Source organism: Comamonas piscis (assembly GCF_014109725.1).
Classification (GTDB): Bacteria; Pseudomonadota; Gammaproteobacteria; order Burkholderiales; family Burkholderiaceae_C; genus Comamonas; species Comamonas piscis.
Window position 1 is genome coordinate 1,604,724 of the sequence record NZ_CP058554.1, and the last position, 15,413, is coordinate 1,620,136.

Consider the following 15,413-nt stretch of genomic DNA (forward strand, 5'->3'; position numbering starts at 1 on the left):
AGCTCTCGACTCTGCGGAGCTTTGAATAAACATGCCCCCGCCGTCTTACAACTGCGGGGGCATGTCTTTGGATGCTGCACGTGATTAGCAGTGGCTCAATCAGTCATAGCGCAAGGTGTAGATCAGATCCAGAGCGCTGGTCGTACCGGCCGAGCCACGCAACTGGAGATTGCGGGTGAAGTCGTAGAAGATGTACAGCGCGCCCAGGGTGCCGGCCAGGCCAGCTTCATACGTGACGTACAGGTCTTGCGACAGGCGCTTGCCGACGGACAGGCTGGCGGAATCGCGGTCGGTGCCGCCAATGCCGATCTCGTCAAAGCCCAGGCTCTTGGCGATATTGCCGGTCACGCTTTCGCCGGAGCCACCGCTCAGCAACGCCAGTGCAGCCTGCTGTATCAGCGCGCTGCTGGCGCCGCCCTGGCCAGGATCACGGCCCATGACCACCCAGGAGATCTTTTCTGCATCGGGCATCTCGGGGTTGGAGTAGAGGCTGACCCGTGGCGCCTGTGCCGAGCCAGTCACCTGCACACCGGCCTTGACGGCGATGTTGGGGCGCAGTGCCAGAATATCGAGCGAGGGGTTGTTGTAGGGGCCGTTGAAGCGGATCAGGCCGGTCTCGACATTCAGCACCTGGCCCCAGGCGCGGTAGCGGCCTTCTTCGGTGCTGATGACACCAGTGATGCGTGGCATGCCCATGCCGGCGCCGCCGCTGCTTTGCACATTGAGTGCGCCAGTCAGCCGGGTGGTGATGCCATAGCCTTGCAGTGCAAAGTCTCGGCCCAGGTCCAGCTTCACGTTCAGGATCAGCGGCTTGGCCGGTGTCACCTGACCCGCAGGGGCATCGAGCTTGGCCTGCGCGGCCTTGGCTGCCTCTTCCTTGGCCTTCTCTGCGGCAGCTGCGCGGCTGGCCTTGGTGCTGACCACCACATCGCTGCCCAGCTTGGGCGATGAGGCATCGGCCAGCATGATGCTGGCGCGGTCCACCTGCAGATCACCGGTGATGCTGATCTGGCCTTGCTGCAACTGGCTGCGCACCTGGCCGGAGATGCTGACCTGGCGGTCGGCACGCACCAGCACCTGCAGTGCCTTGGCCTGGGTGCGGATGTCCATGCGGATATCAGGTGCCGCACCGTTTTGCGGCATGGTCCAGTTGATGGTGCCGGTGGCATCCAACGTGCCGCCGCTGGTGGGCGCGGCCGTCAGGTTGCCGCTGTAGCCGGCGATACGGGCACGGCTGCCCTCGCCGCCATCAAAGTGCAGGCTTTGCAGCTCCAAGGTATTGCCATTGAGCTGTGCGCGCAGGCTGCCATTGCGCAGGTCCACGCCATCCAGTTGCGATTGGATGTGCATCTTGTCGGCGGTGATGGTGCCGCTCCAGCGCGGGTCTTGCAGGTTGCCCGCCAGCTGCACATCGGCGGCCAGGCTGCCGGCCACGCGCCAGCCCGGTGGCGCAAAGCTGGCCCAAATACCCAGATCGGGCATTTGTGCCTGTACTTTGCCCGTCAGTGGCGCATCGGGTGCCACGGTGGCGCCCAGGTAGTCCTTGCCTTCGTACTGCAGCGCTGTTTGCACTTCGGCCGTTAGCTGGCCGGCGTTGACCGAATCCCACTGCACGCGGCTGCGCACCTGGCGGTCTTGCACGGTCAGCTCCACCTTGGCAGTGCGGATGCGGGCGGTGATGGTCTGGCCCTCGGCCGAGAAGGCTTTGGCTACAGCGCCTTCTTTGCCGCTGGAGTGGAAGGTCACGTTCTTGGGCGCGCTGCCCTGGGTGTGCAGTTGCAGATCGCCGCTGGCGCGCTCGATCTCCAGCTTGGCATTGAGCCCGTTTTGCGTGTTCACGTCCCAGCGGCCTTGCACCACCAGGTCGGAGTCAAAGGGGCTGTGCTTTTGCGCTTGGCTGGGGTCGGGCTTTTGGAAAGCGCGAATCCAGCGCACAGGCAGGCCTTGCAGGCTGCCGGTGCTTTGCAACTGCACGGCCTTGTCTGCACCCTGGCTGAACTGCAGCGGGTTCCATTGCAAAGTGACGGTGCCTGGTTGCGGGCCGGTCAGTTGCAGCTGGCTGCTGCCGGTGCTGGCGCGCAGTGGCTGGTTGCCTGCCGGCAGCTGCAGTTTGAAATCGAGTGGCTGCTGCAGCTGCACCTGCCAAGGCTCCTTGTTGGGCGGCAGCGTGGCGCGGGCTTGCAACTTGCTCAGCGCACCGCTCCACTGCTTGGCGGCCGTGCTGTTGGCGGCCAGGCTCAGCTGGGCCGCCATCTGCTGCTCGCCATGCTGGGCTTGGGCTCGCAGATCGAGCTGCACTTTTTTAAGGTTGCCGACCAGCGCCAGCTCGGTATCGCGCAACTGCCACAGGTCGGCAGCATCGGCGCGGGTGCGCACGCTCAGTTGGGGCGTGGTGATTTTGGCATCCAGCGCAAAGGGCTGGCCACCGGAAGGTATGCCTTCCGGCAACTTGGCCAGCAAGCCGGCTTGCTGCAGCTGGCGCAGCGCATCGCCGTAGCCGCCGCTAAAGCGTAGCTTGGCATCCAGGCTACCCTGGGCCAGCAGGCCCTCGGGCAAGGTTTGCGCCATGCCGGGCACCTTGCGCAGCCACTGCAGCAGTTGTTCGGCACTGCTCAGGCGCAGTGCCAGGTTGCCCTGTCCGCGCAGCGGTGCGGCCTGGGCTTTGGCGTCGATATTGGCGCCGGGCGCTTGGATAGACAGCTCGCCCGCGCCACTGCGCTGGTCGATATTGGCGCTGACCTGCTTGGCGCTGATGTGGGCTCCCAGCGCATCGATTTGCGCGGTTTGTAGCTGCAGCTCAGGGGCTTTCCACTGGCCCTTGGCGATGACGCGGTCGATCGGCAAGGTGGTACTGGCCGCGCTCGCCTTGGCGGGGGTGCGGCGGTCAGAGGTGATATTGGCGTCGAACACCAACGCCTCGTTTTGCGACTCGGCCGACAAAGTGCCGGACAGCGGCGCGCTGTCGATGCGGGTGTCGACCAAGGCCGGGTTGATGGCGCGCAGCGCCGCCTGGATGCCGGCATGGTGGTCCGCCAAACGGTAGTGGCCTTGGGCGCTCAGGCGGCCGCTGCCCAGTTGCACCTCGCTGCCTTCCAGCACATCCACCCGCTGGCCGTCAAACAGCGCATGGGTCTGGATGGCACTGACGGGCAGATGCTGGTGGTTCAGCGGGCCGGGCAGGGCATTGCTGAGCTGGATCTGGATATCCAGCGGCACGGGCAGCAGGGCTGGGGGCTCTGCAGGGGGGGGAGCTGGAGTATCGGAAGCTGTTGTGGCTGCAGCGCTGGTAGCCATCGGGTCCACCGGCGTATCCAGCAGCGCGGGCGCAGGATGGGCGGCATGGGTGCTGCGCATCAGGTCGGGAGCAGCTTCGCTGACGGCCAACTCGCCATTGAGCAAGGTGGTAGGCAAGCTGGGCAAAAAAGCAGCCAGGTTGACGCTTTGCAGTTGCGCCTGCGCGGGGCCCAGCGGCCAGGGGCGCCAGGGGTAGACGGTGGCCTCCACATTGGCCTGCATCGGGGTGGCACCGGCCAGCGCCTGGGCCGAGCGGGCGGCTTGTGCCTTGGCGGCTTTCTCTTGGGCCGATGGCGTTTTTGGGGTGGTCTTTTTGCGGGCGGCAGTGGGGGCTGGTGCCTCGGCCAAGGCGGGCTTGGGCGCTGCCGCTTCAAACTGCGGCTTGACCTGGGCCTGCACGCGCAAGGCGGCATCCAGGCCCGACAAGCTGCCGCTGACCTGCACACCGGCATCGGCCAGAATGGCGGGCAGGGTCTCGGTCGCGGGCTGGTCGAGCTGGGCTTTCAGGTCGGCATCGATGTGCATGGGTGCCAGCGCATCGACGTTGGCCTTGGCCTGCAAGCGGGCGTTAAAGGCCTCGACCTGGTCGATCTGCAGCTGGTGCTTGTCAGCGGCATACAGATAGTGGCCTTTGAGATTAGTGACGGTAATGGGCTGTGGTGCAGCCCAGATGATTTCATCGACGGCGAAGGGCACCTCCAGCAGCTTCAAAGGCAGCGGCAGCTGTTCCAGAGGCTTGGTCGGCTCCTTGGGCTGCTCAATGCCGGACGGCGTGATGGTGACTTTGACGATATGGATGGGCGCTAGGCGCAGCTCGCGGTCCAAAATCTTGTCCAGGCTCCAGCCGATGGTGGCTTGCTCCACCTGCACGCTGATAGCGGGGTTGCTCCACTGCAGCTGGCCGATGCTGCCGCCGCCGCGCAGGCTGCCGCTCACGTCTTGCGCTTGCAGCTGCATGTCCGCCGGCAAAAAGCGTTGGGCCAAGGTGATAGTGCGGGCGAGCGAATCGTTTTGACCAGTCCACCACCAGGCGCCACCAATCAGGGCGACCAGCAGCACAACAAGGGCGATAACTAGCCACAGCAGGTAGCGTGCGGCGCGCCGCAGACCACTGCGCTTTTTGGGGGACTGGGGGCCAGAGGGCGAGGAAGCCGGGGGCTGCGCCGCGCTGGCTGGGGGTGCAATAGCGTTTGTATCTGCCATGTTTAAAAGCTGTATCCCAAGCGCACGTGCAAGCGGAAGCGTTCGTCTTTCAGGCCATAGGCCACATCGGCCTGCAGCGCGCCCACGGGGCTGCGCCAGCGCAGGCCCGTGCCAATGCCCCAGTAGGGCGACAGATCACCGGCCTTGTCTGCGACCGAGCCCACATCGGCAAACACGGCCGATTCCCAGGCGCTGATCTCGCCATTGCGCACCAAGGGGCGCTGGTACTCGACACTGCCGACATACATGTAGCGGCCGCCATAGACCTGGTCGTCCGCCACGCGGGTGCCGATCTTCTTGTAGCCATAGCCGCGCACGGTGGTGTCGCCGCCAGTGATGAACAGCTGGGTGGCCGGGATCACGGCCGAATCCTTGGCCATGATGGCGCCGCCCTCGGCCCGCAGCGCAATGCGGGCGTTGCGCGAGCCGCCATTGGGCGCCGTGACCTTGCCCGCCGGCACAAAGCCTTGCCAGCGCAGCAGACTGCGCACAAAGGGTTCGCGGTCCGGCGTGATGGTGTAACCCGCGCCCAGCTCGGCAGCAATGCCGTAGCCGCGCGTCGGGTCTGTGTTGTTGTTGAAGTAGCGGCCCGTCCAGCCGTAGTTAACGCTCAAGGCGCTACTCGACGGGATCTTTTCCTGGCCTTGCACCGACGAGAAGTCGTACTGCAGGAAGGCACTGCGGTCGATATGGTCGGTGCTCTTCTTGTGGCCCCCACGCAGCTGCATGGAGTTGACCGTAAAGTCCCCGTTCAGCTCACGCTTGACTTCGCCGGCGCCGAAGTAGGCCCAGCCGCTTTCCTTGGGCAGATCGGTCCACTCGGTGGACAGCAGTTTCTTGTCGCGCTCGAAAGAGAACTTGCTCACTGCCCGCCAGCCCAGCCAGGGCATTTTGTTGTGGGTGTGGTCCAGGCTCAGGCGCGGGCCGGTGTCGGTGGACATACCGACACCAAACACCACCTTTTGCAGCTTGGCTTCGCGCACCTGGGCGATCACCGGCGCCTCCTTGGGGTTGGCGGTGTCGGTATCGAGGGTCAGGAACACCGAGTCGTAGTAGCCGCTGGCGGCCAGCCGGCTCTGCGCGTCCAGCATGTCGGCTTCACTGTAGTTCTGGCCGCTGGGCAGGCGCGCGATCCGGGCAATGCCTTCGGCGTCATAGCGCTCGGTGCCCTCAATGCGCAAGGTGCCAAATTTGTAGAGGGGGCCGCTTTCGTAGCCGACCGCGAGTTTGGCCTGGTTGGTATCGCCGTCGATGTCGGCCTTGCTGTTGCTGATCCTGGCGGTAGGGTAGCGGTTGCGCTGCAGGCTGCGCAGGCCCTCGGACTTGGCGCCATCCCAGCCTTTTTGGGTAAAGCCCTCGCCGGGTTGCAGATCCCAGTTGCGCTCAAAGCGGGCGCGCCGGGTGGCAAAGTTCTTTTCTTCGGTCACCTCGCCGCTGTAGTCCAGGGCCACTTCGGCCACCTTGGTCTGCGGACCGGGTTCGACCTCGATCACCAGCTGGGGGCGGATCTGGCTGTTTTCGGCAGAAATGTCGCTGTCCGCCGGGGCGGTGCCGGTGTCGTAGGCATCGATCTTGATGTCGGGGCTGAAGTAGCCCAGGGTGCCCAACAGCTCGCGCACATCTTCGTCGGCACTGCCCAGCAGGCGCGTCATCTCGCTCATCTGCAGACCGGGGAAGTTGCGGTAGCGCTTGAGCTCCACATGCTGCTCCAGATACTCGCGTACCTTCTTGGGCGCCTTCACGGTGATGTCAAACGCGGGCTCGCTGCTGGCATGCGTCGCGGAATCCTCCGCGTCGTCGGCCTTGGGGGTGCTGCTGCAGCCTGCGAGCAGGGCAGCAGTAAGAATAAAAAACGCCGGCAGGACCGGCGTCGTCAGACGTTGGCGCATGGTCACTTTGACAGCAAGCGCATGGTGTCCTCCAGCCCTTTGAGCGACAGGGGAAACATGCGATCACCTACTAGTTGTTGAATCAGGCTGATGCTCTGGCGGTATTGCCATACGCCCTGGGGTTCCGGATTGATCCAGGCGTGCTTTGGAAAGGCGTGGGTCAATCGTTTAAGCCACTCGGCCCCAGGCTCCTCATTGTTGTACTCAACAGAGCCTCCGGCTTGTAGGACTTCGTATGGACTCATTGTGGCATCGCCCACAAAGATCAATTTGTAATCCTTGTTGTACTTTCGGATGATGTCCCAGGTCGGGAATTTCTCAGCGTAACGGCGTTTGTTGTTCTTCCACATGTAGTCGTAGACGCAATTGTGAAAATAGTAAAACTCCAGGTGCTTGAACTCGGTTTTGACCGCGCTGAACAGTTCCTCGACCCGCTGGATATGGTCGTCCATGGTGCCACCCACATCCATCAGCAGTAGCACCTTCACATGGTTATGGCGCTCGGGCACCATCTTGATGTCGAGGTAGCCGGCATTGGCGGCGGTGGCGCGGATGGTGTCGGGCAGGTCCAGCTCCAGCTCATTGCCCTCCCGTGCAAAACGGCGCAGGCGGCGCAGCGCCACCTTGATATTGCGGGTGCCCAGCTCCTGGGTGTCGTCGTAATCGCGGTAGGCCCGCTGCTCCCACACTTTGACGGCGCTGCGGCTTTTGCCGGGGCCGCCAATGCGCACGCCGGCCGGGTTGTAGCCGCCATGGCCAAAGGGGCTGGTACCGTTGGTGCCAATCCATTTGCTGCCGCCTTCGTGCCGGCCTTTTTGCTCTTCCAGGCGTTTTTTGAGCGTCTCCATCAGCTCGTCCCAGCCCATCGCCTCGATGGCGGCTTTTTCTTCAGCGCTCAGTTCTTTTTGCAGCACCTGCTTGAGCCAGTCCTCGGGCAACTCCTTCTTCCAGTCGGTGAGCATCTCCATGCCCTTGAAGTAGGCACCAAAGGCCTGGTCGAACTTATCGAACAGCTTCTCGTCTTTGACCAGACAGATGCGGGCCAGAAAGTAAAAGTCGTCCAGGCTCCAGGCGTCCTCGGAGCGGGGGCCCGCCAGCCCCTTGTCCAGCGCTTCGAGCAGGGTCAGCAGCTCCTTGACCGACACCGGCAACTTGGCCGCGCGCAAGGTGTAGAAAAAGTCTATCAACATGGTTTTGTAAACAATCCGTAACAGTTGGGCGCTAGCCTCTGCAGTCTAACGGGTACTCAAAAGGCAAGCTGTCATGGTGATGATCAAAACGGACAAGGCACGCCAGGCGTTGCGTGACCGCGGCAGCCTGTCGGTACAAGAGCGCCAGATTCTGATCTTGTGCGATGGCAACCGCTCGCGTCAAGAGATCGGGCGTTGGGTTGGGGACAGCGCCGGCAGCGTGCTGGATGCACTGATCAGCGGCGGCTATCTGGCCGTGCAGAAGCCTGCGGCGCCGCCACCACCACCTCCGCCGCCGCCTACACCCCCTCCCGTGGCCGCCCCTGCGCCCGTGCAGGTGGCGCCAGCTGCTCCGGTGTATGTGGAGCAGACACGTGCTAGCCAGGGCAGCAAGCGGTCGCTAGCGGGCTGCAAGATGTATGCGGTGGGTATTTTGCAGATGCAACGCAGCGCCGATGCGATGGCGCTGGCGGTGCGGGTGCAGCAGGCGGGCGACGAGACCGAGCTGCTGCTGGGCCTGGTCGACATGGTCACCTTCCTGGAGCAGATGACCAACACCGGCTATGCCGACAATGTCAAAACCCATCTGCGGCAGATTCTGCCGGAGCAGTACCTGGGCGTGCTGAACCTGCAGGCGGCTTGAATCAAGTGCTGGTAAGTCAGCGCGGCCGGTTCAGCAGGTACAGCAGCTGCGCCTTGGCCTCAGGCCATTCGCCGGCCAGCATGCTGTAGAGCACGGTATCGCGCACGGTGCCATCACGGCGCGGCGCATGGTGGCGGATGACGCCATCCTTCTTGGCACCCAGGCGCTCAATGGCGCGCTGGCTGGCAAAGTTGTAGTTGTCGGTGCGCCAGCCCACCACGGCGGCGCCCAGGGTCTCAAACGCATGGGTCAGCAACAGTAGCTTGCAGGTGGTGTTGACATGGCTGCGCTGCACGCTCTGGGCATACCAGGTGTAGCCAATCTCCACCCGCTTCAGCGCAGGCACGATGTCGTGGTAGCTGCTGGTGCCCAGCAGCTGGCCGCTGGCCTCATCGACCACGGCAAACGGCATGCGGCTGCCGGCCTCGCGCATCGCTAGCGCCTGCTCGATATAGGTACGGGTGTTGTCCGGCTCAGGCACCGAGGTGACGCGTATGTTCCACAGCTCGCCATCTTGTGCGGCGGCGCGCAGGCCCGCCTCATGCGCCAAGGTCAGCGGGGTCAGCAGCACGCCACGGGCGCGCAGTTCAATCGGTTCTACAAAGGCCATATGCCTCTTCCCTGTTGTTGGTTTTAGGAGCTTTTGTCGGCCCTGCGGCTGCGCCAACGCCGGGCCAGTTGCAGGCCGGCGCCACCGCCTAGGCCCACCAGCACAATCGCAGCAATGCTGCCTGCGCCATAGCCCTCGGAGAACAACTCCCAGCCGAGCAGGGAGCCCAGGCCCCAGCCCAGCACGGCACCTGCGACAAAGCCGACGGCATCCGTCAGCCCTTCGATCAGCAATTGCTGTGGAGTAGCCATGGCTGTTTTAGCGGTTGCGCTGGTTCATGAAGACCAGCTTTTCAAACAGGCTCACATCCTGTTCGTTTTTCAACAACGCGCCCACCAGTGGCGGAATGGCGATTTTCTGGTCAGCGGTCTGCAGCACTTCGGGCGGAATGTCTTCGGCCACCAGCAGTTTGAGCCAATCGATCAGCTCGCTGGTGGATGGCTTCTTCTTCAGGCCCGGCAGGTTGCGGATGTCGAAAAACACCCGCATGGCTGCTGACAATAGCTCTTGCTTGAGCGTGGGGAAATGCACCGCAACGATCTGCTGCATCGTCTCCGCATTGGGGAACTGGATGTAGTGGAAAAAGCAGCGACGCAGAAAGGCGTCGGGCAGCTCTTTTTCGTTGTTGGAGGTGATGAAGACCAGCGGCCGGTGCTTGGCGCGGATCATCTGGCGCGTCTCGTAGCAGTAGAACTCCATGCGATCGATTTCGCGCAAGAGGTCATTGGGGAATTCGATATCCGCCTTGTCGATCTCGTCGATCAGCAAGGCCACCGGCTGGTCGGCCGTGAAGGCCTGCCACAGCACGCCCTTGATGATGTAGTTGTTGATGTCCTTGACGCGGCCCGCGCTCTCGGGGTCGGCGAGCTGGCTGTCCCGCAAACGACTGACCGCATCGTACTCATACAAACCCTGCTGTGCCTTGGTGGTGGACTTGATATGCCACTGCAGCAGCGGCATGCCTAGCGCCTGTGCAACCTCCTCCGCCAGCATGGTTTTCCCTGTCCCTGGTTCCCCCTTGACGAGAAGCGGTCTTTGAAGGGTAATTGCCGCATTGACCGCCAGCATGAGGTCATTGGTCGCGACGTAGTTCTGTGTGCCTTGGAATTTCATGGAAGTGGATGCAGAATCGTGATGACGGGGCCAGTACAGCGTTGACTATAAACCCAGATCTCCGCAGCAAAGCGGCGGCCTGAACCACACGATTGTGCGCACAATGAATAAAAGATGGACCACGATATTTGCCTTGCTTGTCGCGTCAGCGACGGGCGCAGTCTGCGCGCAGGAGATCAAGGGCAATGCCAAGGCGGCTGAGGGCAAGGTAGCGATGTGCATTGGCTGCCACGGCATTGTGGGCTACAAGGCCAGCTTCCCCGAGGTCTACCAGGTGCCCAAGATTTCCGGCCAGAGCGAGAAATACATCGATGCGGCCCTGCATGCCTACAAGAAGGGCGACCGCAAACACCCCACCATGCGCGCGATTGCCGATTCACTGAGCGAGCAGGACATTGCCGACCTGGCCGCCTACTACGCACAGCACACAGTGGGCGAGACCAAGCTGGCCGATACGCCTTCCAAGGTGCCCAGCGCCGAGGTGGCAGAGCTGCTGAAAAAAGGCACTTGCGTCAGCTGCCATGGCGACAACTTCTCCAAGCCGCTCGATCCGTCGTACGCCAAGCTGGGCGGTCAGCACCCTGACTACCTCTACGCGGCACTCAAGTCCTACACCGTCGAGAAAAATACCCGCATCGGCCGCAACCACCCGATCATGGTGGGCATGGCCAAGCAGCTGACCCATGCCGAGATGAAGGCGCTGGCCAACTACATCGGCAGCCTGGATGGCCCGCTGCAGGTGGTGCCGGAGTCGCGCTTTCGCAGCAAGCAGGCGGCCAACTGAACGCTGAGTCTGGCCGGCCGTTAGGGAATCAGTCCTTGGTGGCCTGGCGCTGCACGGCGGCCACATAGGCATTGCCGTCAGGCGGGCGGCCTGAGCGCTGGCTCTCCCACAGCATCGTCCCCAGGCATTCCATCGTCACATGGTGCGCGTCGTGCAAGGAGCCCAGGCGCTTGGCCAGCAGCTCCACTGCCTGGCGAATGCCGCGCGGTTGGTCAATGCTGCACTGTTCGCTGATCGACAGGTGCATCGACAGATGCAAAAACGGGTTGGTCTTGTCTGGCGTCAGGTCGTAGTTGCGGGCAATGGCCGCATCGACATCGCTCAAATCTGCGCGGTATTCCGGGTGCTCATCGATCCACAGCGCAGCCAGGGTCTCGATGGCTTCCATCGGCAAGCCTGCCTGCTGCTTGGCATAGACGGCGCAAAAAAATCGCCGGACATCGGCTTGGGAGGGGTTGAACATAGGGCGTAAAGCGTAGCACGCAGAGGGCGGCTACGCTGGGCTGTGGTTAAGCGACAACCGCTTCACCCAGGGCTCAAATCTGGCTGTGCGGGTCTTCTGGCGGTGGCGGGTAAGGGCTGCTCGGGGCGTCCTTGGCGTCCTGCACCTGGTCCTGGCGTTCCTGGCGCTCGCGGGCCATCTGCTCGACCAGCTGCTCGCGGCCCTGCTTGGCAACGGCCAGCATGGTTTCGCGGTCGTGGTGGTGCTCGTACATCTTGTCGGACAGCTCAATGTTGTGCGCGCGGAACACGGTCACCACATACTGCGCATCTTCTTCGCTGTAGCCCATCAGTTCCAAAGCCTTCTCGGCCGTTTGCAGGCTGGAGTCAAACACCTCGCGGTCGACATGGTGCACGCCCATGTCGCGCAGCGCGTACCAGTGCGCCACATCCTTGGCCCGGGCGACGATCTTGAGGTGCGGAAAATGCTGCTGCACCAGGCGCACGATCTGGTTGGTCTGCAGTTCGTCATCTACCGCGATGACCATCACCTCGGCTTTCTCCGCGCCGGCGATGCGCAGCAGGTCCTGGCGCGTGGCGTCGCCATAGAACACCCGGTAGCCAAAGTTCTGGGCCACCTGCAGCATCTCTACGCTGTGGTCCAGGATGACGGCCTTGATGCCCTGGCTCAGCAGCACGCGGGTGACGATCTGGCCATAGCGGCCAAAGCCGGCGATCAGCACGGTGGCTTCCTGCTGCTCGCTCAGCTCGGGCGGCGTATCGCCTCCCTTGGCCAGGTTGGCAAAGCGCGGCATCAGCCAGCGGTCCATCGCAGCCACGATGAGCGGCGTGGCCACCATCGAGATGGCGACCGAGCCAATCAGCAGGGACGACTGCTGGGGCGTCAAGATGCGCTGCGCCTGGGCGGCGCTGAACACCACAAAGGCAAACTCCCCCCCCTGGGCCAGCAGCAGGGTGAACAGCGGGCGCTCTTGCACCGGCATGCGCAGCAGCTTGGCCAGGCCATAGATGACCACGCACTTGATCAGCAGGAAGAGCGTCACCAGCACCAACATGGTCAGCGGCGACTGCAGGATGACGGAGAAGTCGATGCTCATGCCGACCGCGATAAAGAACAGGCCGAGCAGCAGGCCCTTGAAGGGTTCGATATCGGTCTCCAGCTCGGCGCGGAACTCGCTGTCAGCCAGCAGCACACCGGCGAGGAAGGCGCCCAGCGCCATCGACAGGCCAATCTGCAGCATCAAAAACGCAATGCCCACGACCAGCAGCAAGGCGGTTGCGGTGGATATTTCACGCGATTCGCTCTGGGCAATCCAGCGCAGCACTGGGCGCAACAGGTAGCGGCCCACCAGGATGACGGCCACGATGATGGCCAGGGTCTTGCCGATCTCCAGCAGGATATTGCCGTCGTTCTGTGCCGCTTGGTGGCCCACGGCCAGCAGCGGAATCAGCGCCAGGATGGGAATGGCTGCCACGTCCTGGAACAGCAGGATCGCAAAGCTGGTCTTGCCACTGGTGGTGGACATCAAATTGCGCTCGGCAATGCTTTGCAGCGCGATGGCGGTGGACGACAGCGCCAGGCCCAGCGCCGCAATCAGCGCCAGATGCCAGTCATAACCAAAGGCCAGGCCGGCTGCAAACAGGCCGGCGGTACACAGCACGACCTGGGCGGTGCCCACGCCGAAAATCGGCCGGCGCATGCTCCACAGCCGGCTGGGCTGCAGCTCCAGGCCGATGAGGAACAGCATCAGCACCACGCCAAATTCGGAAAAATGCAGGATGTCCTGCACATTGCTCACCAGCTGCAGGCCGCTCGGGCCAATGAAGATGCCGGCCACCAGGTAGCCAATGATGGTGCCCAGCCCCAGCGCGCGCGATATCGGCACCGCGATGACGGCCGCTGCCAGGTAGAGAAAGGTATAGGTGAGCCAGGCGGGAGCGTGTTCCATGCTTGCGATTTGTTATGGATGTTTGTAGTTGCGGAGCACAGATTACTTTTATTTGCCCTGTCACGGTATTTTCTTGCAATGTTTTGCGGTTGGCGCTTGTGGGTATTGCCCGGCTAGCTATCAAAAAATACTTGTGTGGCACTGGCTGCGGCGCGCTTGGGGCTGGCGGGTCGGCGCGATAATCCTCGCTTTGCCCATTTCCGGGCAGGCTTGCAGCGGACTGATCCGCTGCCCCAGGATGAACCATGGATTTGCATACTTGGATGGCGTATCTCGTAGCGGCTTGCATCATTGCCGTGTCCCCCGGATCGGGAGCGGTGTTGTCAATGAGCCACGGGCTGTCGTATGGCGTGCGCAAGACCAGCGCCACCATCCTTGGCCTGCAACTGGGCCTGCTGTTGATCTTGCTGATTGCGGGTGCCGGCGTGGGTTCGCTGCTGATCGCTTCTGAGACCGCCTTCAATGTGGTCAAGATCGTCGGCGCCTGCTACCTGATCTACATCGGCTTTGCGCAGTGGCGCGCCAAGGGCGGCATCATGGACGCCCAGGCTGAGCAGCCCGCCAGCGGCAGCTGGCAAAAGCGCGCGCTGAGCGGCTTTTTGACCAATGCCACCAACCCCAAGGGCATCATCTTCATGGTGGCGGTGCTGCCCCAGTTCATGACACCGGATCGCCCGCTGTGGCTGCAGCTGCTGATTCTGGCTGCGACCACCTTGGCAGTGGACACCATCGTCATGCACGGCTATGCCGGCAGCGCCAGTGTGTTGCGCCGCCTGCTGCGCGACAGCCGCGCCATGCGTATCCAGAACAAGGTGTTTGGCGGCCTGCTGATGCTGGTGGGCATGGGCCTGTTCTTCGTCAAGCGCACGCAAAGCGCGGCTTGAGCCTGAGACCGCACCCGCTGGGGTAGCGGGAGTTGGTTGGTGCTTGCTTGCGTACTGGCTTACTGTGCCGGCGTACCGTCCGGCATCGCAAAGCCATTCTGGCGCCAGGCCTCGAACACCGTCACCGCCACCGCATTGGACAGGTTGAGGCTGCGCTGGCCGGCCACCATGGGCAGGCGCACGCGCTGGCTGGTAGGAAAGCTGTCGCGCACGGCCAGCGGCAAACCCCGGGTCTCGCAGCCAAACACCAGCCAGTCGCCGGGCTGAAAGCGCAGATCAAAGGCGGGGCTGCTGCCATGGGTGGTCATTGCAAACATGCGGTCAGCGGCAGGCTGCATGCGCTCGATAAAGGCGTCCCAGTTGGCATGGCGCTGGGTGGCGGCGTACTCGTGGTAGTCCAGGCCGGCGCGGCGCATCAGGCGGTCTTCCATCGAAAAGCCCAGCGGCTCGATCAAATGCAAGCGGCTGCCAGTATTGGCACACAGGCGGATCACATTGCCGGTGTTGGGGGGGATTTCGGGTTCGACCAGGACGACGTTGAACATGGCAAATGCGCAAAAAACAAGGGCGCCAGTGTAGCGGCCCTGCCAAACATCGGTGGGCCGCTGCGCTATTGGCCGGGCGCCGGCGTTCTGGCAAACACCAGCGCCTGCACGGCGGGCGTGCCCTGCGCCTGCAGCAGCTGCGCCACGGCGCCCAAGGTGGCGCCGGTGGTCATCACGTCATCAATCAGCAGCGGGCAGGCACCCAGATCCTGCGCCTGCAGCCCCGGGCGCAGCGCAAAGGCATGGCGCAGGTTGCGCAGCCGGGCCGCGCGGTCGAGGCCCGCTTGGGCGGGCGTATCTACCAGCCGCTGCAGGTAGCCAGGCTGTACCTTGGCCAGCACCAGCCCGCTGGGCGCCTGCCGACACAAGGCCTTGGCCAGCAGTAGGGCCTGGTTGTAGCCGCGCTCACGCAGGCGGCCGGCAGACAGCGGCACCGGCAAGATGACGCTGGCTTGTTGCAAGCTCTCCAGCACACCGGGGGTCTGCAGCAGCAGCTGGGCCATGCGGTTTGCCCATGCCAACTGCTGGTGAAATTTGAGCCGCAGCACCATGCCATCCCAAGGCGGGCTATAGTCCACGGCGGCATGGCAGCGCTGTAACAGCGGGCTATCGCGCAGGCATCCCGCGCAGACCTGGCTGCTGGCTGGCAAAGGCAGCGCGCAGCGGCTGCAGCGACGCAGATCCGGCTGCCAGCACACCTGGGCGCAGGCCGCACAGATCCAGTCACTCGGCCAGCTGCGGCAGACCAGGCACTGGCTGGGCACATGGTTCAGCAGCTGGGCAGCACGCTGCCACAGGCTGGGCCGGTGTGTGTCGGGCATCGCTGCTGTCCTTGCTTTAATACCAA

13 protein-coding genes are annotated in these 15,413 nt (G+C 63.4%); 3 read left to right on the forward strand and 10 right to left on the reverse strand.

Translation table 11 applies throughout. From position 1 onward, the window contains the following. Positions 1-99 precede the first annotated feature (99 nt). The 3 genes from HS961_RS07145 to HS961_RS07155 are packed head-to-tail and all read right to left on the reverse strand — an operon-like array spanning position 100 to position 7,576. On the reverse strand, positions 100-4,497 hold the full coding sequence (locus HS961_RS07145) for a translocation/assembly module TamB domain-containing protein (RefSeq protein ID WP_182327048.1): 4,398 nt from the start codon (positions 4,495-4,497) through the stop codon (positions 100-102). 2 nt (positions 4,498-4,499) lie between these two features. Continuing rightward, positions 4,500-6,386 (reverse strand): autotransporter assembly complex protein TamA, encoded by a 1,887-nt coding sequence (locus tag HS961_RS07150; protein WP_182327049.1) that lies wholly within the window; start codon positions 6,384-6,386, stop codon positions 4,500-4,502. A 2-nt stretch (positions 6,387-6,388) separates the two neighbouring features. After that, positions 6,389-7,576, reverse strand: coding sequence for a vWA domain-containing protein (locus tag HS961_RS07155; protein WP_182327050.1), 1,188 nt, complete (start codon positions 7,574-7,576; stop codon positions 6,389-6,391). 73 nt (positions 7,577-7,649) lie between these two features. Here HS961_RS07155 and HS961_RS07160 point away from each other — a divergent pair, with 73 nt between their 5' ends. After that, positions 7,650-8,219, forward strand: a complete 570-nt coding sequence (locus tag HS961_RS07160; RefSeq protein ID WP_182327051.1) for a hypothetical protein — start codon at positions 7,650-7,652, stop codon at positions 8,217-8,219. Between the two features lie 16 nt (positions 8,220-8,235). Here HS961_RS07160 and HS961_RS07165 read toward each other — a convergent pair whose 3' ends face one another. From HS961_RS07165 to HS961_RS07175, 3 genes are read right to left on the reverse strand one after another with little or no spacing between them, the layout of a single operon-like run. Then, positions 8,236-8,829: a GNAT family N-acetyltransferase gene (locus HS961_RS07165; protein WP_182327052.1), complete on the reverse strand. Its 594-nt coding sequence runs from the start codon at positions 8,827-8,829 to the stop codon at positions 8,236-8,238. Positions 8,830-8,852: 23 nt separating this feature from the next. Further along, positions 8,853-9,080, reverse strand: coding sequence for a hypothetical protein (locus HS961_RS07170; protein ID WP_182327053.1), 228 nt, complete (start codon positions 9,078-9,080; stop codon positions 8,853-8,855). A gap of 7 nt (positions 9,081-9,087) precedes the next feature. Then, positions 9,088-9,942 carry an AAA family ATPase gene (locus HS961_RS07175; protein ID WP_182327054.1) on the reverse strand — a complete coding sequence of 285 codons (855 nt, stop codon included), beginning with the start codon at positions 9,940-9,942 and terminating at the stop codon, positions 9,088-9,090. Positions 9,943-10,045: 103 nt separating this feature from the next. On the opposite strand from HS961_RS07175, the gene HS961_RS07180 reads away from it, so the two are divergent. Further along, entirely contained in the window at positions 10,046-10,726 is a 681-nt protein-coding gene (locus tag HS961_RS07180) for a c-type cytochrome (RefSeq protein ID WP_182327055.1), read from the forward strand. A gap of 28 nt (positions 10,727-10,754) precedes the next feature. On the opposite strand, the gene HS961_RS07185 is transcribed toward HS961_RS07180, so the two are convergent. Both HS961_RS07185 and kefC read right to left on the reverse strand, forming a co-directional pair. After that, positions 10,755-11,189, reverse strand: coding sequence for a DUF1841 family protein (locus HS961_RS07185; protein WP_182327056.1), 435 nt, complete (start codon positions 11,187-11,189; stop codon positions 10,755-10,757). A 73-nt stretch (positions 11,190-11,262) separates the two neighbouring features. Beyond that, a complete protein-coding gene (gene kefC, locus HS961_RS07190) occupies positions 11,263-13,137 on the reverse strand; it encodes a glutathione-regulated potassium-efflux system protein KefC (RefSeq protein ID WP_182327057.1) in 1,875 nt (624 codons plus the stop codon). A 245-nt stretch (positions 13,138-13,382) separates the two neighbouring features. On the opposite strand from kefC, the gene HS961_RS07195 reads away from it, so the two are divergent. Continuing rightward, the gene (locus tag HS961_RS07195) at positions 13,383-14,021 is read left to right on the forward strand and encodes a LysE family transporter (RefSeq protein WP_182327058.1); all 639 of its coding nucleotides are present in this window, start codon (positions 13,383-13,385) and stop codon (positions 14,019-14,021) included. Between the two features lie 59 nt (positions 14,022-14,080). Here HS961_RS07195 and trmL read toward each other — a convergent pair whose 3' ends face one another. Both trmL and HS961_RS07205 read right to left on the reverse strand, forming a co-directional pair. Continuing rightward, positions 14,081-14,566 (reverse strand): tRNA (uridine(34)/cytosine(34)/5-carboxymethylaminomethyluridine(34)-2'-O)-methyltransferase TrmL, encoded by a 486-nt coding sequence (gene trmL / locus HS961_RS07200; protein ID WP_182327059.1) that lies wholly within the window; start codon positions 14,564-14,566, stop codon positions 14,081-14,083. A 65-nt stretch (positions 14,567-14,631) separates the two neighbouring features. Then, positions 14,632-15,387, reverse strand: coding sequence for a ComF family protein (locus tag HS961_RS07205; RefSeq protein ID WP_238347823.1), 756 nt, complete (start codon positions 15,385-15,387; stop codon positions 14,632-14,634). Positions 15,388-15,413: the final 26 nt, after the last annotated feature.